Here is a 17,125-nt window from a genome sequence, read left to right as displayed (position 1 = left end):
GATGACGGATGCCAGCCTGCTGACAAAGGATGAAATCGCCGCCTACCGCCGCGACGGCGCGGTGGTGCTGCGCCAGAAATTCAGCGCGGACTGGCTGGAGATGCTGCGCGTGGGCATCGACGCCGATCTGCAAACCCCGACCGAGAACTTCACCCGCCACACCAAGGACCCGGACGCGCCGGCCTATCTCGAGGATTACTGGGCCTGGAGCAAGATCCCCCAGTTCGAGGAATTCGTCCGCAACTCGCCCTGTGCGCCGATCGCGTCCGAATTGCTGGGCGCCGCGCCGATCAATCTGGTGATGGACAACTGGTTCCTGCGCGAGGCCGGATCGACCTCGCGACCGCCATTCCATCAGGACCTGTCCTATTTCGATTTCGAAGGCTCGATGTGCGTGCTGTGGCTGCCGCTTGAGCCGGTCAGCAAAGACAACGGGATCGCCTTCTTGCGCGGCTCGCACCTGTGGGACAAGCTGTTCATGCGGGTGCGTTTCGCCGACGGGCACCCCGGCTATGAACCCACGCAGGTTGCAGGCCGCACCTATCACCCGCCACCGGACGTGAATGCCGATCCCGGCGCCTATGACCTGCTGCAATGGGATATGGAGTTGGGCGACTGCATCTATTTCGATATGCGCACGCTGCACGGGGGGCTGTCCTCGGTCACGCCCACGGAAACCTTGCGCCGTTTCACCCTGCGCATGACCGGGCCGGACGGGGTGATCCGGTATCGCGGCGATTGGGCAAAGGAGGAGCGGGCGCGATTTGAGGCCGCTGGCTATGCCGAGGGCGACCGGATCGCCGGCCCGTTTTTCCCGCAGCTCTGGCCCCGCCCACAGGGCTGATCCGGGCCGCAGCCTGTCTGTGCGCAGATGCACTTTGTCCGCTGATATTTTGCGCTAGTTTGGCAAAGGTGAACATCCCATTGCCCCGGATTGGAGGCCGACATGAGCTGGAACCCCACCCACAGCCCCGAATGCGTCAGCGAAGGTTCGGCGCTTGAAACCCTGATCATCCCGCGCGCCCGCGATCTGGGCGGGTTCGAGGTGCGCCGCGCGCTGCCCTCGGTCAAGCGCCAGTTGGTGGGGCCCTTCATCTTCTTCGACCAGATGGGACCGGCCGAGTTCATCACTGATGGCGGCATCGACGTACGCCCGCATCCGCATATCGGGCTGGGTACGGTCACCTACCTGTACCAGGGCGAATTTGAACATCGCGACAGCCTCGGCACCCATCAGATGATCTATCCCGGCGAGGTCAACTGGATGGTCGCGGGCCGCGGCGTCACCCATTCCGAACGCACCAGCGCCGAAACCCGCGCCAAGCGGCACAGCCTGTTCGGAATCCAGACCTGGATCGCGCTGCCCGAAGCGCACGAAGACATGGCCCCCGATTTCGAACATCACAAGCAGGCCGCGCTGCCGCATATTCAGGATGCCGGTGTCAGCGCCCGGCTGATCCTCGGCTCGGCCTATGGGGAAACCAGCCCGGTCTCGATGCTGTCGGAAACCTTCTATCTGGACGTGCAACTGGACCCCGGCGCCGCGTTTCCGCTGCCCGACGATCACGAGGATCGGGGCGTCTACGTCACCCAGGACTCGGTCGAGATCGCGGGTGACCGGTTCGAGGAAGGCCGCATGATGGTCTTCCGCCCGGGTGACCGCCTGTCGGTGACCGCTGGGCCGGCGGGGGCGCGGCTGATGCTGCTGGGCGGAGCCACGATGAACGAGGAACGGTATATCTGGTGGAACTTCGTGTCGTCTTCGAAGGACAAGATCGAAACGGCGATCCGCGAATGGAAATCCGCCGATTGGGCCAACGGCGCCTTCCACCTGCCGCCGGGGGATGAAGATGAGTTCATTCCGATCACCCCGGAACTGGAACGCACCAAACCCCGGCGCGCGCGCTGAACGTCACGTCAGCGCTCGCCCCGCTTGCCCGCCCAAGGGATCCCGGCGATCCTTGGCGGCAAATCGGAAGGGGACGGCATGAAACTGGTGATCGCGGGCGCGGGCAGCATCGGATGCTATTGCGGGGGGCTGTTGGCCGATGCCGGGCATGACGTTACGCTGCTGGGCCGGGCGCGGGTGCTGGATCCGATCCGGCAGAACGGGCTGACCGCGACCGACTATTCGGGCCTGCGCAAAACGATCCCCGCCGACCGTCTGATCCTGTCTGAAAACCCTGCCTGCCTGTCCGACGCCGATCTGGTTCTGGTCACGGTGAAAACCGGCGCCACCGCCGAGATGGCCCGCCTGATCGCCGCGCACGCCCCGGCCGCGGCCTCGGTCATTTCGTGGCAGAACGGGATGGAAAACGCGCGCACGCTGCGCGCCGCGCTGCCCGGGCGGGACGTGCGCGCCGGGATGGTGCCGTTCAACGTGGTGCCTGCCGGTCCGGCCACTTGGCATCGCGCGACATCCGGCGACATCGTGATCCGGGCCGGCCCCGGCGCGCTGGCGCGCCGCCTGTCCTCGCCCGATCTGCCCGTCACCGAAACCGACGGGATCGAGGCGGTGCAATGGGGCAAGCTGGTCATCAACCTCAACAACGCGCTGAACGCGCTGTCGGGTCTGACGCTACGCGAGCAGCTTTTGAACCGCGACTGGCGCCGTCTGATGGCCGACCAGATGGCCGAGGCGCTGGCGGTTCTGGCCGCCTCCGGGCGCCCCGTGGCCTCGACCACGCCGCTGCCGGCCTGGATGACGCCACATATCCTGCGCTTGCCAACGCCGCTGTTTTCGCGCATCGCGGCGCGGATGCTGACGATCGACCCCGCCGCGCGCACCTCGATGGCTTATGATCTGGATGCCGGTCGTCCGACCGAAATCGACAGCCTGCAGGGCGAGATCATTCGCCTGGGCCGCGAAACCGGCACGCCGACCCCGATCTGCGACCGGGTGGCAGCGTTGATCACGCGGGGCGAGACCGGTCCGCTGACCCCCGATCAGATCCGGGCAGGGCTGATCGGTGCCGGCGGTTAGATCCGCAACAGCAGCTTTTTCAGCTCTGGTTCATGCACGCGTTCGGACGCCTCTTGCGGCGAGACCCACTCGCGGGTGCGTTCGTGCATTTCGGGAAATTCATCGGCCAGGTCGGTGACCCGCAGCCGATAGACCGTGGTGCAGACTGGATCGATCGCGCCGCTTTTGCGGACCTTGCCGTAGCAATAGCTGCCGACCGGCTCTGGATCGACCTCGGCGTTGCGCACCCCGGCCTCTTCCCAGGCCTCCTGCGCCGCCGCCTCGGCCCCGTTCAGCCCGTCAATCGGCCAGCCCTTGGGGATGATCCACCGCCCGGTGTCGCGGCTGGTGACCAGCAGCACCTGCGTATCGGGGCCATCGCCACGGGTACACAGCGCCGCGAACTGCACGAGGCGCGGACGCTGAAACAGGGGTTTCAAGACCCCCTCCCAGAATTTGTGCAGCCATGTCATTGCGGGTGCCTGCCGTTTTTTGTTGTTCTGCCTTCCAAACGGCGAGAGATATCAATCTGACAGGCGGTATTCAAGCACCCCTGCGTTTGGCCCGCAGGGTCGGGTCGGCCTGGGTCGGGTCCTCGGGCCAGGGGTGCTTGGGATATTGCGCGCGCATGTCCTTGCGCACATCGGCATAGGACCCGGCCCAGAACCCCGGCAGGTCGCGGGTGATCTGGATCGGGCGTTGCGCGGGGGACAGAAGGGTGATCTTCAGCGGCTCGCCGCCCACCATCGGGTGCTGGGTGACCCCGAACATCTCCTGCAGGCGAACGGCGATCTCGGGCACCGCCTTGCCATAGTCGATCGGGACCTTGCGCCCCAGCGGCGTGACGAAGGCCGGGGGCGCGCGGCGGTCCAGTTCCTGCATCTGGTCCCAACTCAGCCGCGCCTGAAGAGCGGGCAGCAGGTCGAACCGCTTCCAATCCTCGGCGCTGCGCACGCCGGTCAGCATCGGCAGCAGCCAGTCCTCGAGCGTGTCCATCAGCCCGTTTTCCGAGAAATCGGGCAGGTCGACGCCCGCCGCCCGCACCAGCTCGACCCGCGCGGCCAGTCGCGCGGCCTTGCCCTCAAGCCGCAGGCCCAGATCGCGCACGCCGTCCAGCATCGCGCGAGCCACGGACTCGTCGGGCACGTCCTTCCAGATGCGGTCATCCAGCACCAGTGCGCCGAACCGTTCCTGCCGCCGGGCCACCACCCGACGGTCCCGCTTCGACCAGGCGCAGGTCTCGACCCATTCGATCTGGTCGGCGAACAACGCCCGGATCTCGGCCTCGGAGATCTGCGCGGCCATGCGCAGCCGGGCCTCGCGCGGGTTGCCGTCCGTATCGATGGCCACCAGATACGGCGCCGCGGCCAGCGGGTCGCCGGGGTCCATCACGACCCCCTTGCCGCCCGACAGCACATAGCGCGGCGCGTCGCCCTTTCGCCGCTGGCCGACCCGGTCGGGATAGGCCAGCGCGGCCATCGCCGCCGGGCTCAGCGGGTCGCCTTCGGTCTTGATCTGGCCGCGCAGCCGTTTCGCCTCGGACCGGATCCGGTCCAGAACGCCGGGATTGGCGGGCCAGACCCGGTTGCGCTGATAGGCGCGCGGATCGCGTAGCGCCTCGAGCCGCAGCGACAGGTCCACCGGTGCGCCCTTCAACGGGTCGCGCTCTGCCATCAGGGCGGCAAGCGGGGCGGCCTGCGCGCCGGCCGTGACCAGCATGTGCCCCAACCTCGGATGCAGCGGCAGACCAGCCAGTGCGCGGCCATGGTCGGTGATCCGGCCCTTGCCGTCCAGCGCGCCCAGCATCCGCAGCAGCGCGCACGCCTCGGCCAGCGCGCCTTCGGGCGGGGGTGTCAGAAAGGCCAGATCCTGCGGCTCGGCCCCCCACAGGGCCAGTTCCAGCGCAAGTCCGGTCAGGTCGGCGGCCTCGATCTCGGCGGGTGGAAAGGCGGGCAGGGCGCCTTCCTCACCCTTCGACCACAGGCGATAGCACAGCCCTTCGGCCACGCGGCCCGCGCGGCCCGCGCGCTGGGTCGCCTCGGCGCGGGTGACGCGCTCGGTCACCAGTCGCGACATGCCCGAGCCCGGATCGAACCGCGCGCGGCGGGCCTGGCCCATGTCCACTACCACCCGGATGTCGGGAATGGTCAGCGAGGTCTCGGCGATCGAGGTGGCCAGCACCACCTTGCGCCCGGTCTCGGCCGGCGCAAGGGCGGCGCGCTGGGCGGCAAAGGGCAGGGCGCCGAACAAGGGCCGGATCGCGCAATCGCCGGGCAGCCGCCCGGCCAGCGCGGCCTCGGCCCGGCGGATCTCGCCCTCGCCGGGCAGGAACACCAGAATGCCGCCGCCAGTGGCGCGGGTCTCGCGCTCGGCCTGAACCACCAGATCGACCAGCGCGTCCAGCCGCCGCGCCTGCGGACCCAGCGGGCGGTCCAGCCAGCGGGTCTCAACCGGGAAACTGCGCCCCTCGGATGTCACCAGCGGCGCGTCCATCAACCGGGCAACCGGATCGGCATCCAGCGTGGCCGACATCGCCAGCAGGATCAGGTCGCCGCGCAGCGCGCCCGCGACTTCAAGGCACAGGGCCAGCCCCAGATCGGCGTTCAGAGAGCGTTCGTGGAATTCGTCGAAGATCACCGCCCCAACACCGGGCAGGTCGGGTTCGGATTGCAGCGTCCGGGTCAGGATGCCTTCGGTCACCACCTCGATCCGGGTGGTTTTCGACACTTTCGCCTCGCCCCGCACGCGATAGCCGACGGTCTGGCCCGCGCGTTCGCCCAGTGTCTCGGCCATGCGTTCGGCGGCGGCGCGGGCGGCCAGCCGCCGCGGTTCCAGCATCACGATCCGCCCGTCGCACAGGCCGGCGTCGCGCATCGCAAGCGGCACGCGCGTGGTCTTGCCGGCGCCGGGCGGGGCCTGCAGCACGGCGCGGCCGCGCTTGCGCAGCGCGGCGATCAGGTCGGGCAGGGCATCGTCGATCGGTAGGCGGGTCATGCCGCCTTATCGCCAAAGCCCCGGCCAAGGTCCAGAACGCCTGCGTCAAATCCCGCGCGCGGCGGTACTGGACAAACCCGGCCCATCCCCGTCATCTAGGGCAGATTTCGACGAAGGACCCCGCCCATGACCACAACCGAGCTTGCCGACAGGATCCTCAAAGGCGACCGCCGGGCGCTGGCCCGCGCGATCACCCTTGTCGAAAGCACCCGCGCCGATCACCGCGCCCAGACGACGCAGCTGCTCGAGGCGCTGTCGGGTGCCGGGCGGCAGGCGCTGCGCATCGGGTTGTCGGGAACGCCGGGGGTGGGCAAATCCACCTTCATCGAAAGCTTCGGCATGATGCTGATCGGGCAGGGGCTGCGGGTGGCGGTTTTGGCGGTCGATCCCAGCTCGGCCCGGTCGGGCGGCTCGATCCTGGGCGACAAGACCCGGATGGAACGCCTCAGCCGCGAGCCGAACGCCTTCATCCGCCCCTCGCCCAGCCAGAGCCATCTGGGCGGCGTCGCCCGTCGCACGCGCGAGGCCATCGCCCTGTGCGAGGCGGCCGGGTTCGACGTGGTGCTGATCGAAACGGTGGGCGTGGGCCAATCGGAGACCGTGGTGTCGGAAATGTCCGACCTGTTCCTGCTGCTGCTGGCCCCGGCCGGCGGGGATGAATTGCAGGGCGTCAAGCGCGGCATCATGGAGATGGCCGACATGATCCTTGTGAACAAGGCCGACGGCGACCTGAAAGCCACCGCCACCCGCACCTGCGCCGATTATGCCGGGGCGCTGCGCCTGCTGCGCAAACGCCCGCAGGACCCCGAGGGCTTTCCCAAGGCGATGACCGTTTCAGCGGTCGAGGAACACGGCCTGGACCAGGCCTGGGCCGAGATGCAGGCCCTGGCCGATTGGCGCAAACAGAATGGCCATTGGGACGCCAACCGCGCCGAACAGGCCCGCTACTGGTTCGACCAGGAGGTGCGCCACGCGCTGCTGGCCAAGCTGGAGGCCCCGCAGGCCCGGTCCGAGATGGACCACCTGGGTGCCGAGGTCGGGGCGGGGCGGCTCAGCCCTTCGGCCGCGGCTGAACGGATGCTGCAGGCGCTTGCGCAGATCTAGGCGCCCTGTGGGCACGGCAACGAAAGCTTTGTGCGACCGCGCGTTGTCATGTAGCCTGAATGCGAAAACCGAGGCCGGCCGGCTGCATTGGACAGGGCGTCATACCTCCCATGCGGGGCGGGCAAACGCGACGGGACGGGCCGACCATGCCCAATATCAACGGGACGACGGGCAATGATAGTATCGATGTCTCCAATGACAGCGGTACCCTGAACGGTGCTCCGCAGGGCAGCCCGATCAACGACATCCGAGCCCGTGGCGGCAATGATGTCGTAACCGTCAGCAACAGGATGTCGTAACCGTCAGCAACAGCACCATTTCCGGTTCGGTGCGCGGCAATGCCGGAATCGATACGCTGACGATCGTCAACAGCACCATCGGCGGCCGGCTGAATGCCGGCCGCGATGACGACACCGTGACGGTGCAAGGCTCGACCATCGGCAACATCCGACTTGGCACTGGCAACGATACGCTGACCTTGCAGGCGACCTCGGTATCCGGCGACATCCGGGGCGGGTCGGGCACCGATACGCTCAACCTGCCGGCCGGGACGGTCGTCACCGACAGCAGCTTTGGCACGTTCACTGTCGTCGACGGCGCCAGCTACTCGCTGACCAGCGGAACCTTTGCCCTGCCATCCGGCCAGACGATCACCTATTCGCAGTTCGAAAACGGATCCGGCGTCCCCTGCTTCACCCGTGGCGTGCGCCTCCTGACACCGCATGGCCCGGTGCCCATCCAGAACCTGCGCCCAGGGCAACTTGTTCGGACCGATTCGGGCGGCGACCAGCCGATCCGCTGGATCGGATGTCGCGCGTTCAGCGCGGCCGAGATCCGCGCAAACCCCAGGCTGGCCCCGGTGCGGATTGTTGCCGGTGCGCTTGGGGCCGGGCTGCCTGCGCGCGATCTTCTGGTGTCTCGGCAGCACCGGATGCTGGTCCAGTCGCCCATCGCGCGGCGCATGTTCGGGCAGGATCAGGTGTTGATCCCCGCCATCAAGCTGACGGCGCTGCCCGGCATCTTCGTCGATGACGCCGTGCCGGGGGTAGAGTATTTCCACTTGCTGTTCGACCAGCACCGAATCGTGTTCGCAGAGGGCGCGCCGACCGAAAGCCTGTTCACCGGCCCCGAGGCGCTGCGGTCGCTGGGCGCGGAAGCGCGTGAAGAGATCCTCGCCATCTTTCCGCAACTGGCGGGCGGGGTCCAGGTGTCGAACCCGGCCCGCACCATTCCACGCGGGCGCCAGCAGGCCCGCTTGATCGCGCGGCACCTGCGCAACGCAAAGCCGTTGCTGGCCGAAAATTGGGGTGCAGGGACATGACCGGACGGGGGCGCAAAGATTTCGCGCTACCCGTCTTGACCCTTGAAGCGATTCCCACTAAACGCATCCAACCAGTTTTCGGGCGCGACTTCGGGTTGCGCCCCTTGTGATTTGGCTGCGGGCGGCTGCCCGGCCCACCAGAAACAAAGGATGAAACCATGTCGCGCCGTTGCGAACTGACCGGAAAAGGCCCGATGACTGGCAACAATGTCAGCCACGCCAACAACAAAACCAAGCGTCGTTTTCTGCCCAACCTGAACGACGTGACCCTGCAGTCGGAAACCCTGGGCCGCGGCGTCAAGCTGCGAATCTCAGCGGCTGCCCTGCGCTCGGTCGATCACCGCGGTGGTCTGGACGCCTTCCTGGCCAAGGCCAAGGACGAGGATCTGTCGCCGAACGCGCTGAAAGTGAAGAAGGAAATCGCCAAGGCACAAGCCTCGGCCTGATTTTCCCCGCAAGACCGAATTTCGACCCCCGTGCCCAACCGCGCGGGGGTTTTTCGTGCGCAAGCTATCCCTGAGCAGATCGAGGCCTTCGCAGGTGATTGCCGTTGATGCAAAACAATCTCACGTCAATCGGTGACATTGTTCACATACGTTGCAAGAGAGTTGCTTTAAGTATGTACATATTACAGCGGCGGAGCGATGAAATGTCTGCAAAAACCTCCTACTTTCTTTCAGTCCTTTCGACAGTTCTGGTCGAGTCGGTGTCCATCTGCGCTCGGATGCAGCGGCGGGTGAATCGCCTGCACACCGGACTGAAGGCACAGCGCGACGACCGCGATTTCTCCTGATCCTCCTGACAACTTGATACGGGGCAGCCCATTTGGCCGCCCCGTTTTTTTCCGGGGGCGCCAAACTGTCTCAGGGGCCCCAATCCGGTTGCCAATTTTCCGTGACGGGGCCTATATCTGGCGCAAGATGACCCGCGCATTCCGTATCTTCCTGCCATATGCCCTTTCGGTGCTGCTTGCACTGATGGCTCAGGGCGTTGCCGCCTCGCGCGGCATGGACAGGGCCGTGGGGCAGATGGTTCTGTGTACGGGCACCGGGCCGGTCGTGGTCTATATGGACGAAAACGGCCAGCCGACGAAGGCGTCGCATTATTGTCCCGACTATGCGCTGAACCTTCTGGGGGCAGTGTTTGCAGACCAACCACCGCATTCTTCGGCGCCCGATCGGGTTCAACCCGACCCGCCGCGCGAAACATCGAATCTGGTGGTCGCGCGGGTCCACGGTCAACCGGCAAGGGGGCCTCCGGTTCGCGTCTGAAACCGTTTCCAGAACATTCAGACACGTTTCAAGGAGAGGCCCAATGCGCTTCCAACCCACCTTTCTGGCCACTTTGGCCGCTGCCGTCCTGTCTACCGCCGCTTTTGCCGACAGCATCATCTCGGTCGAGGATGCCTATGCCCGGTCCTCGGGCATGAACGCCAAGGCCGGTGCGGCATTCATGATGATCAAGAACACCGGCGACACCGATGACCGGTTGGTTTCAGCCCAGTCGGAGGTCGCCGCGCGGGTCGAGCTGCACACGCACAAGATCGACGAGAACGGCGTCGCCAAGATGATGCAGGTCGAGGAAGGCTTTGCCATCCCGGCCGGAGAAGCCCACATGCTGCAGCGTGGCGGCGACCACGTGATGTTCATGGGGATCAAAAAGCCGTTCGAGCAGGGTGCGAAAATTCCGGTCACGCTGGTGTTCGAGCAGGCCGGCGAGGTGCAGATCGAGATCCCTGTCGATCTCGAGCGCCAGGACGGTCACATGAAACATTCGCACTGACGGCACGCCTGTCTTCGGGCCGCGCTGCGGCCGTCATCCATGCGTCAGGCCGGGCGATGCCCGGCCTGTTCGCGTCGGACCTACCTGTTGACGGTGCGGATCGTCACCCGATCGCCTGCGCGCTTGAGCCGGGCCGCCATGAACAGCATGACCGCGGCAAAGGCCAGCGCGGAAAAGGAGATGGCCCATCCCAGGGCGACCAGCCCGCTGCCGGGCCAGAAGATCAGCACCAGCCCTATAACCAGCGCAACAAGGCCCGAGTTGCGCACCGTGGCTCGTTCGGGGTCCAGCGGGTGCATCTGACCCAGCGACATCAGCGACCCGATGCCGATGATCAGCGCCCAGGCCCCCAGCAGGAAGAATGCCAGCCTGGCGGTGCCCTCGGGCCAGATCAGCAGGACCAGCCCGATCAGCACAGCGCCGATACCCGCGCCACCGATCAGCCCGCGCCGGCCAAAGCCCAGCAGCGTCAGCCCGCCATCGAGGATCAGCAGAACACCCACCAGCCGCAGCAGCAGCGCGATGCTGCCGGTGGGCCAGAACAGCGCCGCGATGCCAACCGGCCCCGCCAGCAAACCGCGCAACAGGAATGTCCACCACAGGTCGGCCAGGGTTTCCCCAAGCGCCGCGCGCCCATCCAGCGCGCCGTCATCAAGGATCTCGCCCTGCGGTCTGTCCGGATCGGTCATTGCAAACTCCCTGTCTGGTTTCGTTCAGCATAGCCCGCGAGGCGGCCTCAAGTCACCTCTGACCCAACAGCAGATCAACCCAGCGCGGCACCACCTGCGTTGCCGGTCCGAACAGGGTCTCGTCGAAACTGGAGACGCCGGCCGAGGGCTCCAGGTTCAGCTCGACCGTTCGCGCACCGGCGGCGATGGCCTCGTGCACGAAGGCGGCGGCAGGGTAGACCTGTCCCGAGGTGCCGATGGCCGCAAAGATATCGGCCTGCGCAAGGTGACCATAGATCTGATCCATGGAATACGGCACTTCGCCGAACCAGACGATATCGGGTCGCGCGGTCGGACCGGCGCAGGCGGGGCAGGGTTCATCCACCGCCATTTCGGCCGGGGCGGGCCAGCGGTGGCCACAGGCCGCGCAGAGCGCGCCCGCCAGCGTGCCGTGCATGTGGATCACGCCCGACGCGCCCCCGGCTTCGTGCAGGCCATCCACGTTCTGCGTCACGATCACCACCTCACCGGGCCAGTCGCGCTGCAGCCGGGCCAGGGCCCGGTGGGCCGCGTTCGGCTGCGCCTGCGCCGCCTGCACCCTTCGCGCGTTGTAGAAGGCGTGAACCAGCGCGGGGTCGCGGGCAAAGCCCTCGGGGGTGGCCACGTCCTCGATCCGGTGTTGCGCCCACAGCCCGCCCTCGTCGCGAAAGGTGCCCAGCCCGCTTTCGGCCGAAATCCCGGCCCCGGTCAGAATCACGATCTTTTCCATCCGCCCTCCGCGCGCTACACCCGAGTCATGTCACAGCGTATCCTGTTTGTCTGCCTCGGCAATATCTGCCGCTCGCCCGCCGCCGAGGGCGTTTTCCGCGCCCGCGCACACCACCACGCCGCCGACAGCGCCGGCACCTCGGACTGGCATGTGGGCGAGCCGCCCTACGGCCCGATGCAGCGCGCAGCCCGTGCCCGTGGGCTGGACCTGAGCGACCTGCGCGCGCGACAGTTCATCGCCGCCGATTTCGACCGGTTCGACCTGATCGTCGGGATGGATGACGGCAACATCGCCAAGATCGAAGCGCTCCGCCCGGCGGGAAACGCGACCCCCGTGCGCCTGTTGACCGATTTCGCGGCCCAGACCGGCGCCGATCATGTGCCCGATCCGTACTATACGCGCGACTTCGATGGCGCGCTGGATCTGATCGAAACCGCCATCGACGGGCTGATCGCGTATCTGGACGCCTAACCGCCGATCACCCTGAACTGCCCGGACAGCCAGGGCAGACGGGTCAGGCAAGGGTCGATCATCTGGCTCTGCATCAGGTGGCGGGTCATGCCGGCCACCTCGCGCGGGACTTGATCGGACCAGTCCGATCGGGTGAACAGGGAAATCCTGCGCGAAGCCGCGCCGAACGGGGCGGGGTGCACCTCGAGCCCGTCATGGAACCGGGCGGCCCGCATGTAGCCCAGCGGCGTGGTGATCGCCCAGCCCAGCCCGCGCGCGACCATCGCCATCAGCGCCAGGTGCGAGCCGATCTCGAACCGGTCCTCGAACTCCAGCTGCGCGCGGGACAGATGGCTTTCGATCTGGCGGCTGATCAATTGTTCGCGCGCATAGCGCAGAAACGGCAGGGATCGCAGCGCTGCCTCGTCCACAGCGCTGCCCTGGGGTGCCACAAGGATGAACGGGTCCTGCACCAGCGGATATTCGACCACGTCCTCCAGAACCTCGCCGCTGTGGGCCGATACGGCCATGTGCAGGCTCTGGTCCTCGAGCGCGCGGAACAGGTCCAGGCTGGACAGGGTGATCAGCTTGAACCGCGACCGGGTCAGACGCTCGGCCAGCAGCGTGGCCAGGCGCGGGGTCAGGTCATTGTCGAAATCGTCGATCAGCCCGATCGACAGGGTGGTCAAGTGGCCCAGGTCCATGACCGAAAGCTCGCTTTGAGCCATCTGCAGCTCGGCCAGGACCGCCTCGGCCCGGGCCAGAAAGCTGCGCCCGGCGGGCGTCAGGCGCATCGGGCGGCGGCCGTGATCGACCAGATCGGTGCCCAACGCCTTTTCCAGATTGCGCAACTGCTGGCTGACCGACGGCTGGCTCAGCCCCGTGGTCTCGGCGGCCTGCGCCACCGACCCGGTCCGCGCCAGGGCCGCGAACACTTCCAGCCCACGCAGGGTCAGCCCCTTCATTCCCATGCAACACACCTTTCGCTGCGCCATTCCTGCGGTTCGGCGCAGGTCAGGTCAAGCTCTGGCCCGTTGCCCACCTAGCTGCAGCTGGCCTGCGCGACCTGCCCAAAGGCCTGATACCGTTCCCACAAGGCATCGTCGCGGGCGCTTTTCGACATCTTGATTTCCTGCGCCTGGTTCGGGTCGGTGAACCATTTGGCGACGGTCTTCTGGTCGCGGCGGGTCAGAACCTGGTCGGCCACGCTCTGGATACATCTGCATCGCTGCCGTGTCGCGGCGGCGCGGTCCGACGCCAGACAGGCCCGTTTGATCTGCGCCGCATCCGCAACGGCGGGTGTCACCGCCGTCAGCGTGGACGCGCAGAACGCAATCAAGAGGAAGTGTTTCATGCTCATGCCTCGCTTTGCCTGCCCGGAGAGGTCTTGCGCCTCTCTCAGCTGCGCGCAGTATGAATCAAACCTCGATCCCGATCAACACGCATCATCTCGTGCATCAGCATCGCGCCTTCGCGCCGGGTCAGGGCCGGCTGGGCGATGGGCATCGGCCGCGCCCGCTGCAATTCGGGAAAGAACAGCGCGTCCGGTGTGCCCGATTGCGCCGCCGATACCAGCAGGCTTTCGGAAAGTGCGCCATTGGCGCGTACGATGGCGTGCCGGTCCAGCATGAAATGGTGATACGTCACCGTAAGGGCCGGCGACAGCACAGCGGCCCCCGCGTCGACAAGGCTGATGGCCGGTACGAAAACCTGATCCATCCCGAACAGCAACTCAACCGACGGATGCGCAACCAGAAGCCGGTGCTGCTGCGATACGCACAGCGGAGCCGTGTTGCCCAGTGTTCCCGCCGGTATCGTCACCATGCGGAACCGTCCGGCGGCGATCACGCTCTGCCGGCCGACCCACCGCACCGGCTGAAACCCATTGGCCAACGTCCAGACGCGGTCCCCGATCGCAAGGTCTTCTACTGCGACCGGTCCGTGCTGGGTCTCGATCAGGGTGCCGGGCGCATAACAGATCGGGGTGACATAGGCGCTTGAATCGAAATTGGGGCCTTCCTGGGCGCTGATCACCGTCAGCGGGACGCCCGCGGGCGGAAAGCTACCGGGTCCGCCGATGAAGGCCAACCCCTCGACCGTGGCATAGCTGGGCGAGGAGTTGTTCACGTTGAATCCGACCGCCTGCCAGGTATTGGTGCCGTCGGTCAGGGTGATGCCGTATTCGGCCTCGACCCGGGCGCCGCTTGCGAACGGCGTCCCGTCGATGGTCTGGTCGCCGTTCAGTCGCTGGTTGCCGTCATTGTCGCGGAAATCGGTGTCGGCGCCAGCGTCGGAGATGAACACTTCGGTCGGGTTGACCGTGTTGAAGGTGATCGTCTGCCCCACCAGGTGCGAGCCGTCCCCCTGGGTGATGCCGTCCAACTGTTCGCCGCCCGAGATGGTCAACTGCGACTCGCCCAAAACGTAGATCGAATAGTCTGCCATGTCCTGCCTTTACGCCTCGCCCCGTGCCGCAGCTTCGCCTGCCGGTCCCAACAACCGGTAAACGCCTGTTGCCAAAGTCGCCGCTGACCCCTTGTACCTTGCGCTTCCCCGCTTGACGAGGTGGCAATCTGCGGACATATCCCCCTTCATGACTGACCTCGCTCATATCCGCAATTTCTCCATCGTCGCGCATATCGACCATGGCAAATCCACCCTTGCCGACCGGCTCATCCAAGAGACCGGGACGGTGCAGGATCGCGACATGAAGGAACAGCTGCTCGACAGCATGGATATCGAGCGCGAACGCGGCATCACCATCAAGGCCAACACGGTCCGCATCGACTATACCGCCGACAATGGCGAGCAGTACGTGCTGAACCTGATCGACACCCCCGGCCACGTCGACTTCGCCTACGAGGTCAGCCGCTCCATGCGCGCGGTCGAAGGTTCTCTGCTGGTGGTGGACTCGACGCAAGGGGTCGAGGCGCAGACCCTGGCCAACGTCTATCAGGCCATCGACGCGGATCACGAGATCGTGCCGGTGCTGAACAAGATCGACCTGCCGGCCTCGGACTGCGACCGCGTCGCCGAACAGATCGAGGACGTGATCGGCATCGACGCCACCGACGCCATCCAGGTTTCCGCCAAGACGGGGCAGGGGATTCATGAGACGCTCGAGGCGATCGTGCACAAGCTGCCCGCACCCAAGGGCGAACGCGACGCGCCGCTCAAGGCGATGCTGGTGGACAGCTGGTACGATTCCTACCTCGGCGTGATCGTCCTGGTCCGCATCATGGATGGCGTTCTGAAAAAGGGGATGCGGGTCAAGTTCATGTCGAACGGCACCCTGCACCATGTCGACCGCGTCGGCGTCTTCCGCCCCGAGATGCAGATGGTCGACCAGCTCGGCCCGGGCGAGATCGGCTTCCTCACCGCCTCGATCAAGCAGGTGCGCGACACCCGCGTCGGCGACACCATCACCAACGACCGCAACGGCTGCGAGGAACCGCTGCCGGGCTTCAAACCCGCGCAGCCGGTGGTGTTCTGCGGCCTCTTCCCCGTGGACAGCGCCGAATTCGAAGACCTGCGCGACGCGATCGAGAAACTGGCCCTGAACGACGCCAGCTTCTCTTTCGAGATGGAAACCTCGGCCGCGCTGGGCTTTGGCTTCCGCTGCGGCTTCCTGGGCCTTCTGCACCTCGAGGTCATCCGCGACCGCATCGAACGCGAATACGATATCGAGCTCATCACCACCGCGCCGTCGGTGATCTATCACGTCTACATGAAAGACGGCGAGATGATCGAGCTGCACAACCCCGCCGACATGCCCGACATGTCCAAGGTCGACCACCTGGAAGAGCCGCGCATCAAGGCCACCATCCTCGTGCCCGACGAATACCTGGGCGACGTGCTGAAACTCTGCCAGGACCGCCGCGGCATCCAGATGGACCTGACCTATGCGGGCAGCCGCGCGATGGTCGTCTATGACCTGCCGCTGAACGAGGTCGTCTTCGACTTCTACGACCGCCTGAAATCGGTGACCAAGGGCTATGCCAGCTTCGACTACCAGATGACCGGCTACCGGCAGGACAACCTGGTCAAGATGTCGATCCTGGTGAATGACGAGCCGGTGGACGCGCTGTCGGTCATGGTCCACCGCGACCGCGCCGAGACCCGCGGCCGCGCCATGTGCGAAAAGCTGAAAGAGCTGATCCCGCGCCACATGTTCAAGATCCCGATCCAGGCGGCCATAGGCGGCAAGGTCATCGCCCGCGAGACCCTCTCGGCCCTGCGCAAGGACGTGACCGCGAAGTGCTATGGTGGCGATGCCACGCGGAAGCGGAAACTGCTGGAGAAGCAGAAGGCCGGCAAAAAGAAGATGCGCCAGTTCGGCAAGGTCGACATCCCGCAGGAGGCGTTCATCTCAGCGTTGAAGATGGACAGTTAGCCGGTTTCTCTCAAGGGGGTGCTTTACATAAATCATCTACAACCTTAGGTGGATTTGACTGCCATTCGATACTAGGGTTTGGACATGCAGCGACGTCTTTGGGACTTGGATGAGCTCATTTTGGAGTGTCGTAGCGACACTGTAAGGGAGTATATCAAAGAAGCAGTTGTTTGTTTGGAGGCAGGAGCAATAAGAGCTTCAATTATCTCAACATGGTCTGCTGTTTTCTTCGATCTGGTGGAAAAAATAATGGAACTCGCGGTTTCCGGCGAGGCAGCGGCCTCTGAAATTGTCGCGCGTCTTGAGAATGCGGAGTCCCGGAATGACATACCCGCATTGCTGAAATTCGAAAGAGAAATTCTAAGTCAGGTTAAAACCCGCTTAGAATTGATATCCGAATTTGAAATGACTGATCTTGGTAGAATTCAGGATGATCGCCATCGATGTGCCCATCCAACTTTTGACAGGTCAGGGAGAGGTGGTCCGAGAAATCTGAACAGATGGGTTAGGTGGATTTTCCGCTCCTGATCCGGCAGCGTGCCGGGACGAAGGAGTGAATATGGCAAGACGACCGAGGCGGAACCACCGCCCTGCATTCAAGGCGAAAGTGGCATTGGCAGCTTTGAAGGGCGACAAAACGATGAGCGAATTGGCGACGCAGTTTGACGTTCATCCGAACCAG

General features: G+C 65.5%; 21 protein-coding genes. 14 read left to right on the top strand and 7 right to left on the bottom strand.

Annotation, left to right across the window (positions count from 1 at the left end; translation table 11 throughout):
- Position 1 precedes the first annotated feature (1 nt).
- From F3H26_RS08820 to F3H26_RS08810, 3 genes are all read left to right on the top strand, one after another.
- Complete coding sequence (locus tag F3H26_RS08820) at positions 2 to 844, top strand: phytanoyl-CoA dioxygenase family protein (RefSeq protein WP_149775690.1); 843 nt, start codon at positions 2 to 4, stop codon at positions 842 to 844.
- A gap of 102 nt (positions 845 to 946) precedes the next feature.
- A complete protein-coding gene (locus F3H26_RS08815) occupies positions 947 to 1,909 on the top strand; it encodes a pirin family protein (RefSeq protein WP_149775689.1) in 963 nt (320 codons plus the stop codon).
- Positions 1,910 to 1,987: 78 nt separating this feature from the next.
- Positions 1,988 to 2,983 carry a 2-dehydropantoate 2-reductase gene (locus tag F3H26_RS08810; protein ID WP_149775688.1) on the top strand — a complete coding sequence of 332 codons (996 nt, stop codon included), beginning with the start codon at positions 1,988 to 1,990 and terminating at the stop codon, positions 2,981 to 2,983.
- Here the strand turns inward: F3H26_RS08810 and F3H26_RS08805 are convergent.
- Together F3H26_RS08805 and hrpB are read right to left on the bottom strand one after the other, a co-directional pair.
- On the bottom strand, positions 2,980 to 3,435 hold the full coding sequence (locus F3H26_RS08805; protein WP_149775687.1) for an NUDIX hydrolase: 456 nt from the start codon (positions 3,433 to 3,435) through the stop codon (positions 2,980 to 2,982). The genes F3H26_RS08810 and F3H26_RS08805 overlap by 4 nt on opposite strands.
- Positions 3,436 to 3,505: 70 nt before the next feature.
- Positions 3,506 to 5,956: an ATP-dependent helicase HrpB gene (gene hrpB / locus F3H26_RS08800; RefSeq protein ID WP_149775686.1), complete on the bottom strand. Its 2,451-nt coding sequence runs from the start codon at positions 5,954 to 5,956 to the stop codon at positions 3,506 to 3,508.
- 126 nt (positions 5,957 to 6,082) lie between these two features.
- Here hrpB and meaB point away from each other — a divergent pair, with 126 nt between their 5' ends.
- The 7 genes from meaB (at position 6,083) to F3H26_RS08775 (ending at position 10,163) form a co-directional block, all read left to right on the top strand.
- Complete coding sequence (gene meaB, locus F3H26_RS08795; protein ID WP_149775685.1) at positions 6,083 to 7,060, top strand: methylmalonyl Co-A mutase-associated GTPase MeaB; 978 nt, start codon at positions 6,083 to 6,085, stop codon at positions 7,058 to 7,060.
- 146 nt (positions 7,061 to 7,206) lie between these two features.
- Positions 7,207 to 7,359, top strand: a complete 153-nt coding sequence (locus F3H26_RS19615) for a hypothetical protein (protein ID WP_223162468.1) — start codon at positions 7,207 to 7,209, stop codon at positions 7,357 to 7,359.
- Positions 7,360 to 7,388: 29 nt separating this feature from the next.
- Complete coding sequence (locus F3H26_RS08790) at positions 7,389 to 8,381, top strand: Hint domain-containing protein (RefSeq protein WP_223162467.1); 993 nt, start codon at positions 7,389 to 7,391, stop codon at positions 8,379 to 8,381.
- 158 nt (positions 8,382 to 8,539) lie between these two features.
- On the top strand, positions 8,540 to 8,827 hold the full coding sequence (gene rpmB / locus F3H26_RS08785; RefSeq protein ID WP_040634222.1) for a 50S ribosomal protein L28: 288 nt from the start codon (positions 8,540 to 8,542) through the stop codon (positions 8,825 to 8,827).
- A 203-nt stretch (positions 8,828 to 9,030) separates the two neighbouring features.
- Positions 9,031 to 9,174 (top strand): hypothetical protein, encoded by a 144-nt coding sequence (locus tag F3H26_RS19445; RefSeq protein ID WP_188127733.1) that lies wholly within the window; start codon positions 9,031 to 9,033, stop codon positions 9,172 to 9,174.
- Between the two features lie 127 nt (positions 9,175 to 9,301).
- Positions 9,302 to 9,652 (top strand): hypothetical protein, encoded by a 351-nt coding sequence (locus tag F3H26_RS08780; RefSeq protein ID WP_149775794.1) that lies wholly within the window; start codon positions 9,302 to 9,304, stop codon positions 9,650 to 9,652.
- A 43-nt stretch (positions 9,653 to 9,695) separates the two neighbouring features.
- The gene (locus F3H26_RS08775) at positions 9,696 to 10,163 is read left to right on the top strand and encodes a copper chaperone PCu(A)C (protein ID WP_149775684.1); all 468 of its coding nucleotides are present in this window, start codon (positions 9,696 to 9,698) and stop codon (positions 10,161 to 10,163) included.
- A gap of 80 nt (positions 10,164 to 10,243) precedes the next feature.
- Here the strand turns inward: F3H26_RS08775 and F3H26_RS08770 are convergent, their stop codons facing one another.
- Together F3H26_RS08770 and F3H26_RS08765 are read right to left on the bottom strand one after the other, a co-directional pair.
- Positions 10,244 to 10,852 (bottom strand): HdeD family acid-resistance protein, encoded by a 609-nt coding sequence (locus F3H26_RS08770; RefSeq protein WP_149775683.1) that lies wholly within the window; start codon positions 10,850 to 10,852, stop codon positions 10,244 to 10,246.
- Positions 10,853 to 10,904: 52 nt separating this feature from the next.
- Positions 10,905 to 11,600 carry an NAD-dependent deacylase gene (locus F3H26_RS08765; RefSeq protein WP_149775682.1) on the bottom strand — a complete coding sequence of 232 codons (696 nt, stop codon included), beginning with the start codon at positions 11,598 to 11,600 and terminating at the stop codon, positions 10,905 to 10,907.
- A 27-nt stretch (positions 11,601 to 11,627) separates the two neighbouring features.
- Between F3H26_RS08765 and F3H26_RS08760 the strand changes: the two genes are divergently transcribed.
- The gene (locus F3H26_RS08760) at positions 11,628 to 12,071 is read left to right on the top strand and encodes a low molecular weight protein-tyrosine-phosphatase (protein ID WP_149775681.1); all 444 of its coding nucleotides are present in this window, start codon (positions 11,628 to 11,630) and stop codon (positions 12,069 to 12,071) included.
- Here the strand turns inward: F3H26_RS08760 and F3H26_RS08755 are convergent.
- The 3 genes from F3H26_RS08755 to F3H26_RS08745 form a co-directional block, all read right to left on the bottom strand.
- Entirely contained in the window at positions 12,068 to 13,021 is a 954-nt protein-coding gene (locus tag F3H26_RS08755; protein ID WP_149775680.1) for a LysR family transcriptional regulator, read from the bottom strand. The two genes, F3H26_RS08760 and F3H26_RS08755, sit on opposite strands and share 4 nt — an antisense overlap.
- Before the next feature lie 71 nt (positions 13,022 to 13,092).
- Entirely contained in the window at positions 13,093 to 13,404 is a 312-nt protein-coding gene (locus F3H26_RS08750) for a hypothetical protein (protein WP_149775679.1), read from the bottom strand.
- A gap of 44 nt (positions 13,405 to 13,448) precedes the next feature.
- Positions 13,449 to 14,495 (bottom strand): Hint domain-containing protein, encoded by a 1,047-nt coding sequence (locus F3H26_RS08745; protein ID WP_149775678.1) that lies wholly within the window; start codon positions 14,493 to 14,495, stop codon positions 13,449 to 13,451.
- A gap of 148 nt (positions 14,496 to 14,643) precedes the next feature.
- Between F3H26_RS08745 and lepA the strand changes: the two genes are divergently transcribed.
- The 3 genes from lepA to F3H26_RS08730 all read left to right on the top strand — a co-directional run.
- Positions 14,644 to 16,443: a translation elongation factor 4 gene (gene lepA, locus F3H26_RS08740; protein ID WP_149775677.1), complete on the top strand. Its 1,800-nt coding sequence runs from the start codon at positions 14,644 to 14,646 to the stop codon at positions 16,441 to 16,443.
- An 84-nt stretch (positions 16,444 to 16,527) separates the two neighbouring features.
- Positions 16,528 to 16,971 carry a hypothetical protein gene (locus tag F3H26_RS08735; protein WP_149775676.1) on the top strand — a complete coding sequence of 148 codons (444 nt, stop codon included), beginning with the start codon at positions 16,528 to 16,530 and terminating at the stop codon, positions 16,969 to 16,971.
- Positions 16,972 to 17,002: 31 nt separating this feature from the next.
- Positions 17,003 to 17,125, top strand: a 123-nt coding sequence (locus F3H26_RS08730; protein WP_394349765.1) for a transposase, incomplete at its 3' end; no start/stop codon positions are given.

This window comes from Ruegeria intermedia, assembly GCF_900129345.1.
In the GTDB taxonomy this organism is placed as follows: Bacteria; Pseudomonadota; Alphaproteobacteria; order Rhodobacterales; family Rhodobacteraceae; genus Ruegeria; species Ruegeria intermedia.
This window is presented reverse-complemented; position numbering and strand designations above follow the sequence as displayed.

Bases quoted from the DNA above. Each gene is read 5' to 3' on its own strand.
- F3H26_RS08810 (WP_149775688.1), top strand. From the start codon at position 1,988: ATGAAACTGGTGATCGCGGGCGCGGGCAGCATCGGATGCTATTGCGGG.
- rpmB (WP_040634222.1), top strand. From the start codon at position 8,540: ATGTCGCGCCGTTGCGAACTGACCGGAAAAGGCCCGATGACTGGCAAC.
- F3H26_RS08735 (WP_149775676.1), top strand. From the start codon at position 16,528: ATGCAGCGACGTCTTTGGGACTTGGATGAGCTCATTTTGGAGTGTCGT.
- F3H26_RS08780 (WP_149775794.1), top strand. From the start codon at position 9,302: ATGACCCGCGCATTCCGTATCTTCCTGCCATATGCCCTTTCGGTGCTG.
- F3H26_RS08760 (WP_149775681.1), top strand. From the start codon at position 11,628: ATGTCACAGCGTATCCTGTTTGTCTGCCTCGGCAATATCTGCCGCTCG.
- F3H26_RS08750 (WP_149775679.1), bottom strand. From the start codon at position 13,404: ATGAAACACTTCCTCTTGATTGCGTTCTGCGCGTCCACGCTGACGGCG.
- F3H26_RS08805 (WP_149775687.1), bottom strand. From the start codon at position 3,435: ATGACATGGCTGCACAAATTCTGGGAGGGGGTCTTGAAACCCCTGTTT.
- F3H26_RS08755 (WP_149775680.1), bottom strand. From the start codon at position 13,021: ATGGGAATGAAGGGGCTGACCCTGCGTGGGCTGGAAGTGTTCGCGGCC.
- F3H26_RS08820 (WP_149775690.1), top strand. From the start codon at position 2: ATGACGGATGCCAGCCTGCTGACAAAGGATGAAATCGCCGCCTACCGC.
- F3H26_RS08775 (WP_149775684.1), top strand. From the start codon at position 9,696: ATGCGCTTCCAACCCACCTTTCTGGCCACTTTGGCCGCTGCCGTCCTG.
- lepA (WP_149775677.1), top strand. From the start codon at position 14,644: ATGACTGACCTCGCTCATATCCGCAATTTCTCCATCGTCGCGCATATC.
- F3H26_RS08765 (WP_149775682.1), bottom strand. From the start codon at position 11,600: ATGGAAAAGATCGTGATTCTGACCGGGGCCGGGATTTCGGCCGAAAGC.
- F3H26_RS08745 (WP_149775678.1), bottom strand. From the start codon at position 14,495: ATGGCAGACTATTCGATCTACGTTTTGGGCGAGTCGCAGTTGACCATC.
- F3H26_RS19445 (WP_188127733.1), top strand. From the start codon at position 9,031: ATGTCTGCAAAAACCTCCTACTTTCTTTCAGTCCTTTCGACAGTTCTG.
- F3H26_RS19615 (WP_223162468.1), top strand. From the start codon at position 7,207: ATGCCCAATATCAACGGGACGACGGGCAATGATAGTATCGATGTCTCC.
- hrpB (WP_149775686.1), bottom strand. From the start codon at position 5,956: ATGACCCGCCTACCGATCGACGATGCCCTGCCCGACCTGATCGCCGCG.
- meaB (WP_149775685.1), top strand. From the start codon at position 6,083: ATGACCACAACCGAGCTTGCCGACAGGATCCTCAAAGGCGACCGCCGG.
- F3H26_RS08770 (WP_149775683.1), bottom strand. From the start codon at position 10,852: ATGACCGATCCGGACAGACCGCAGGGCGAGATCCTTGATGACGGCGCG.
- F3H26_RS08815 (WP_149775689.1), top strand. From the start codon at position 947: ATGAGCTGGAACCCCACCCACAGCCCCGAATGCGTCAGCGAAGGTTCG.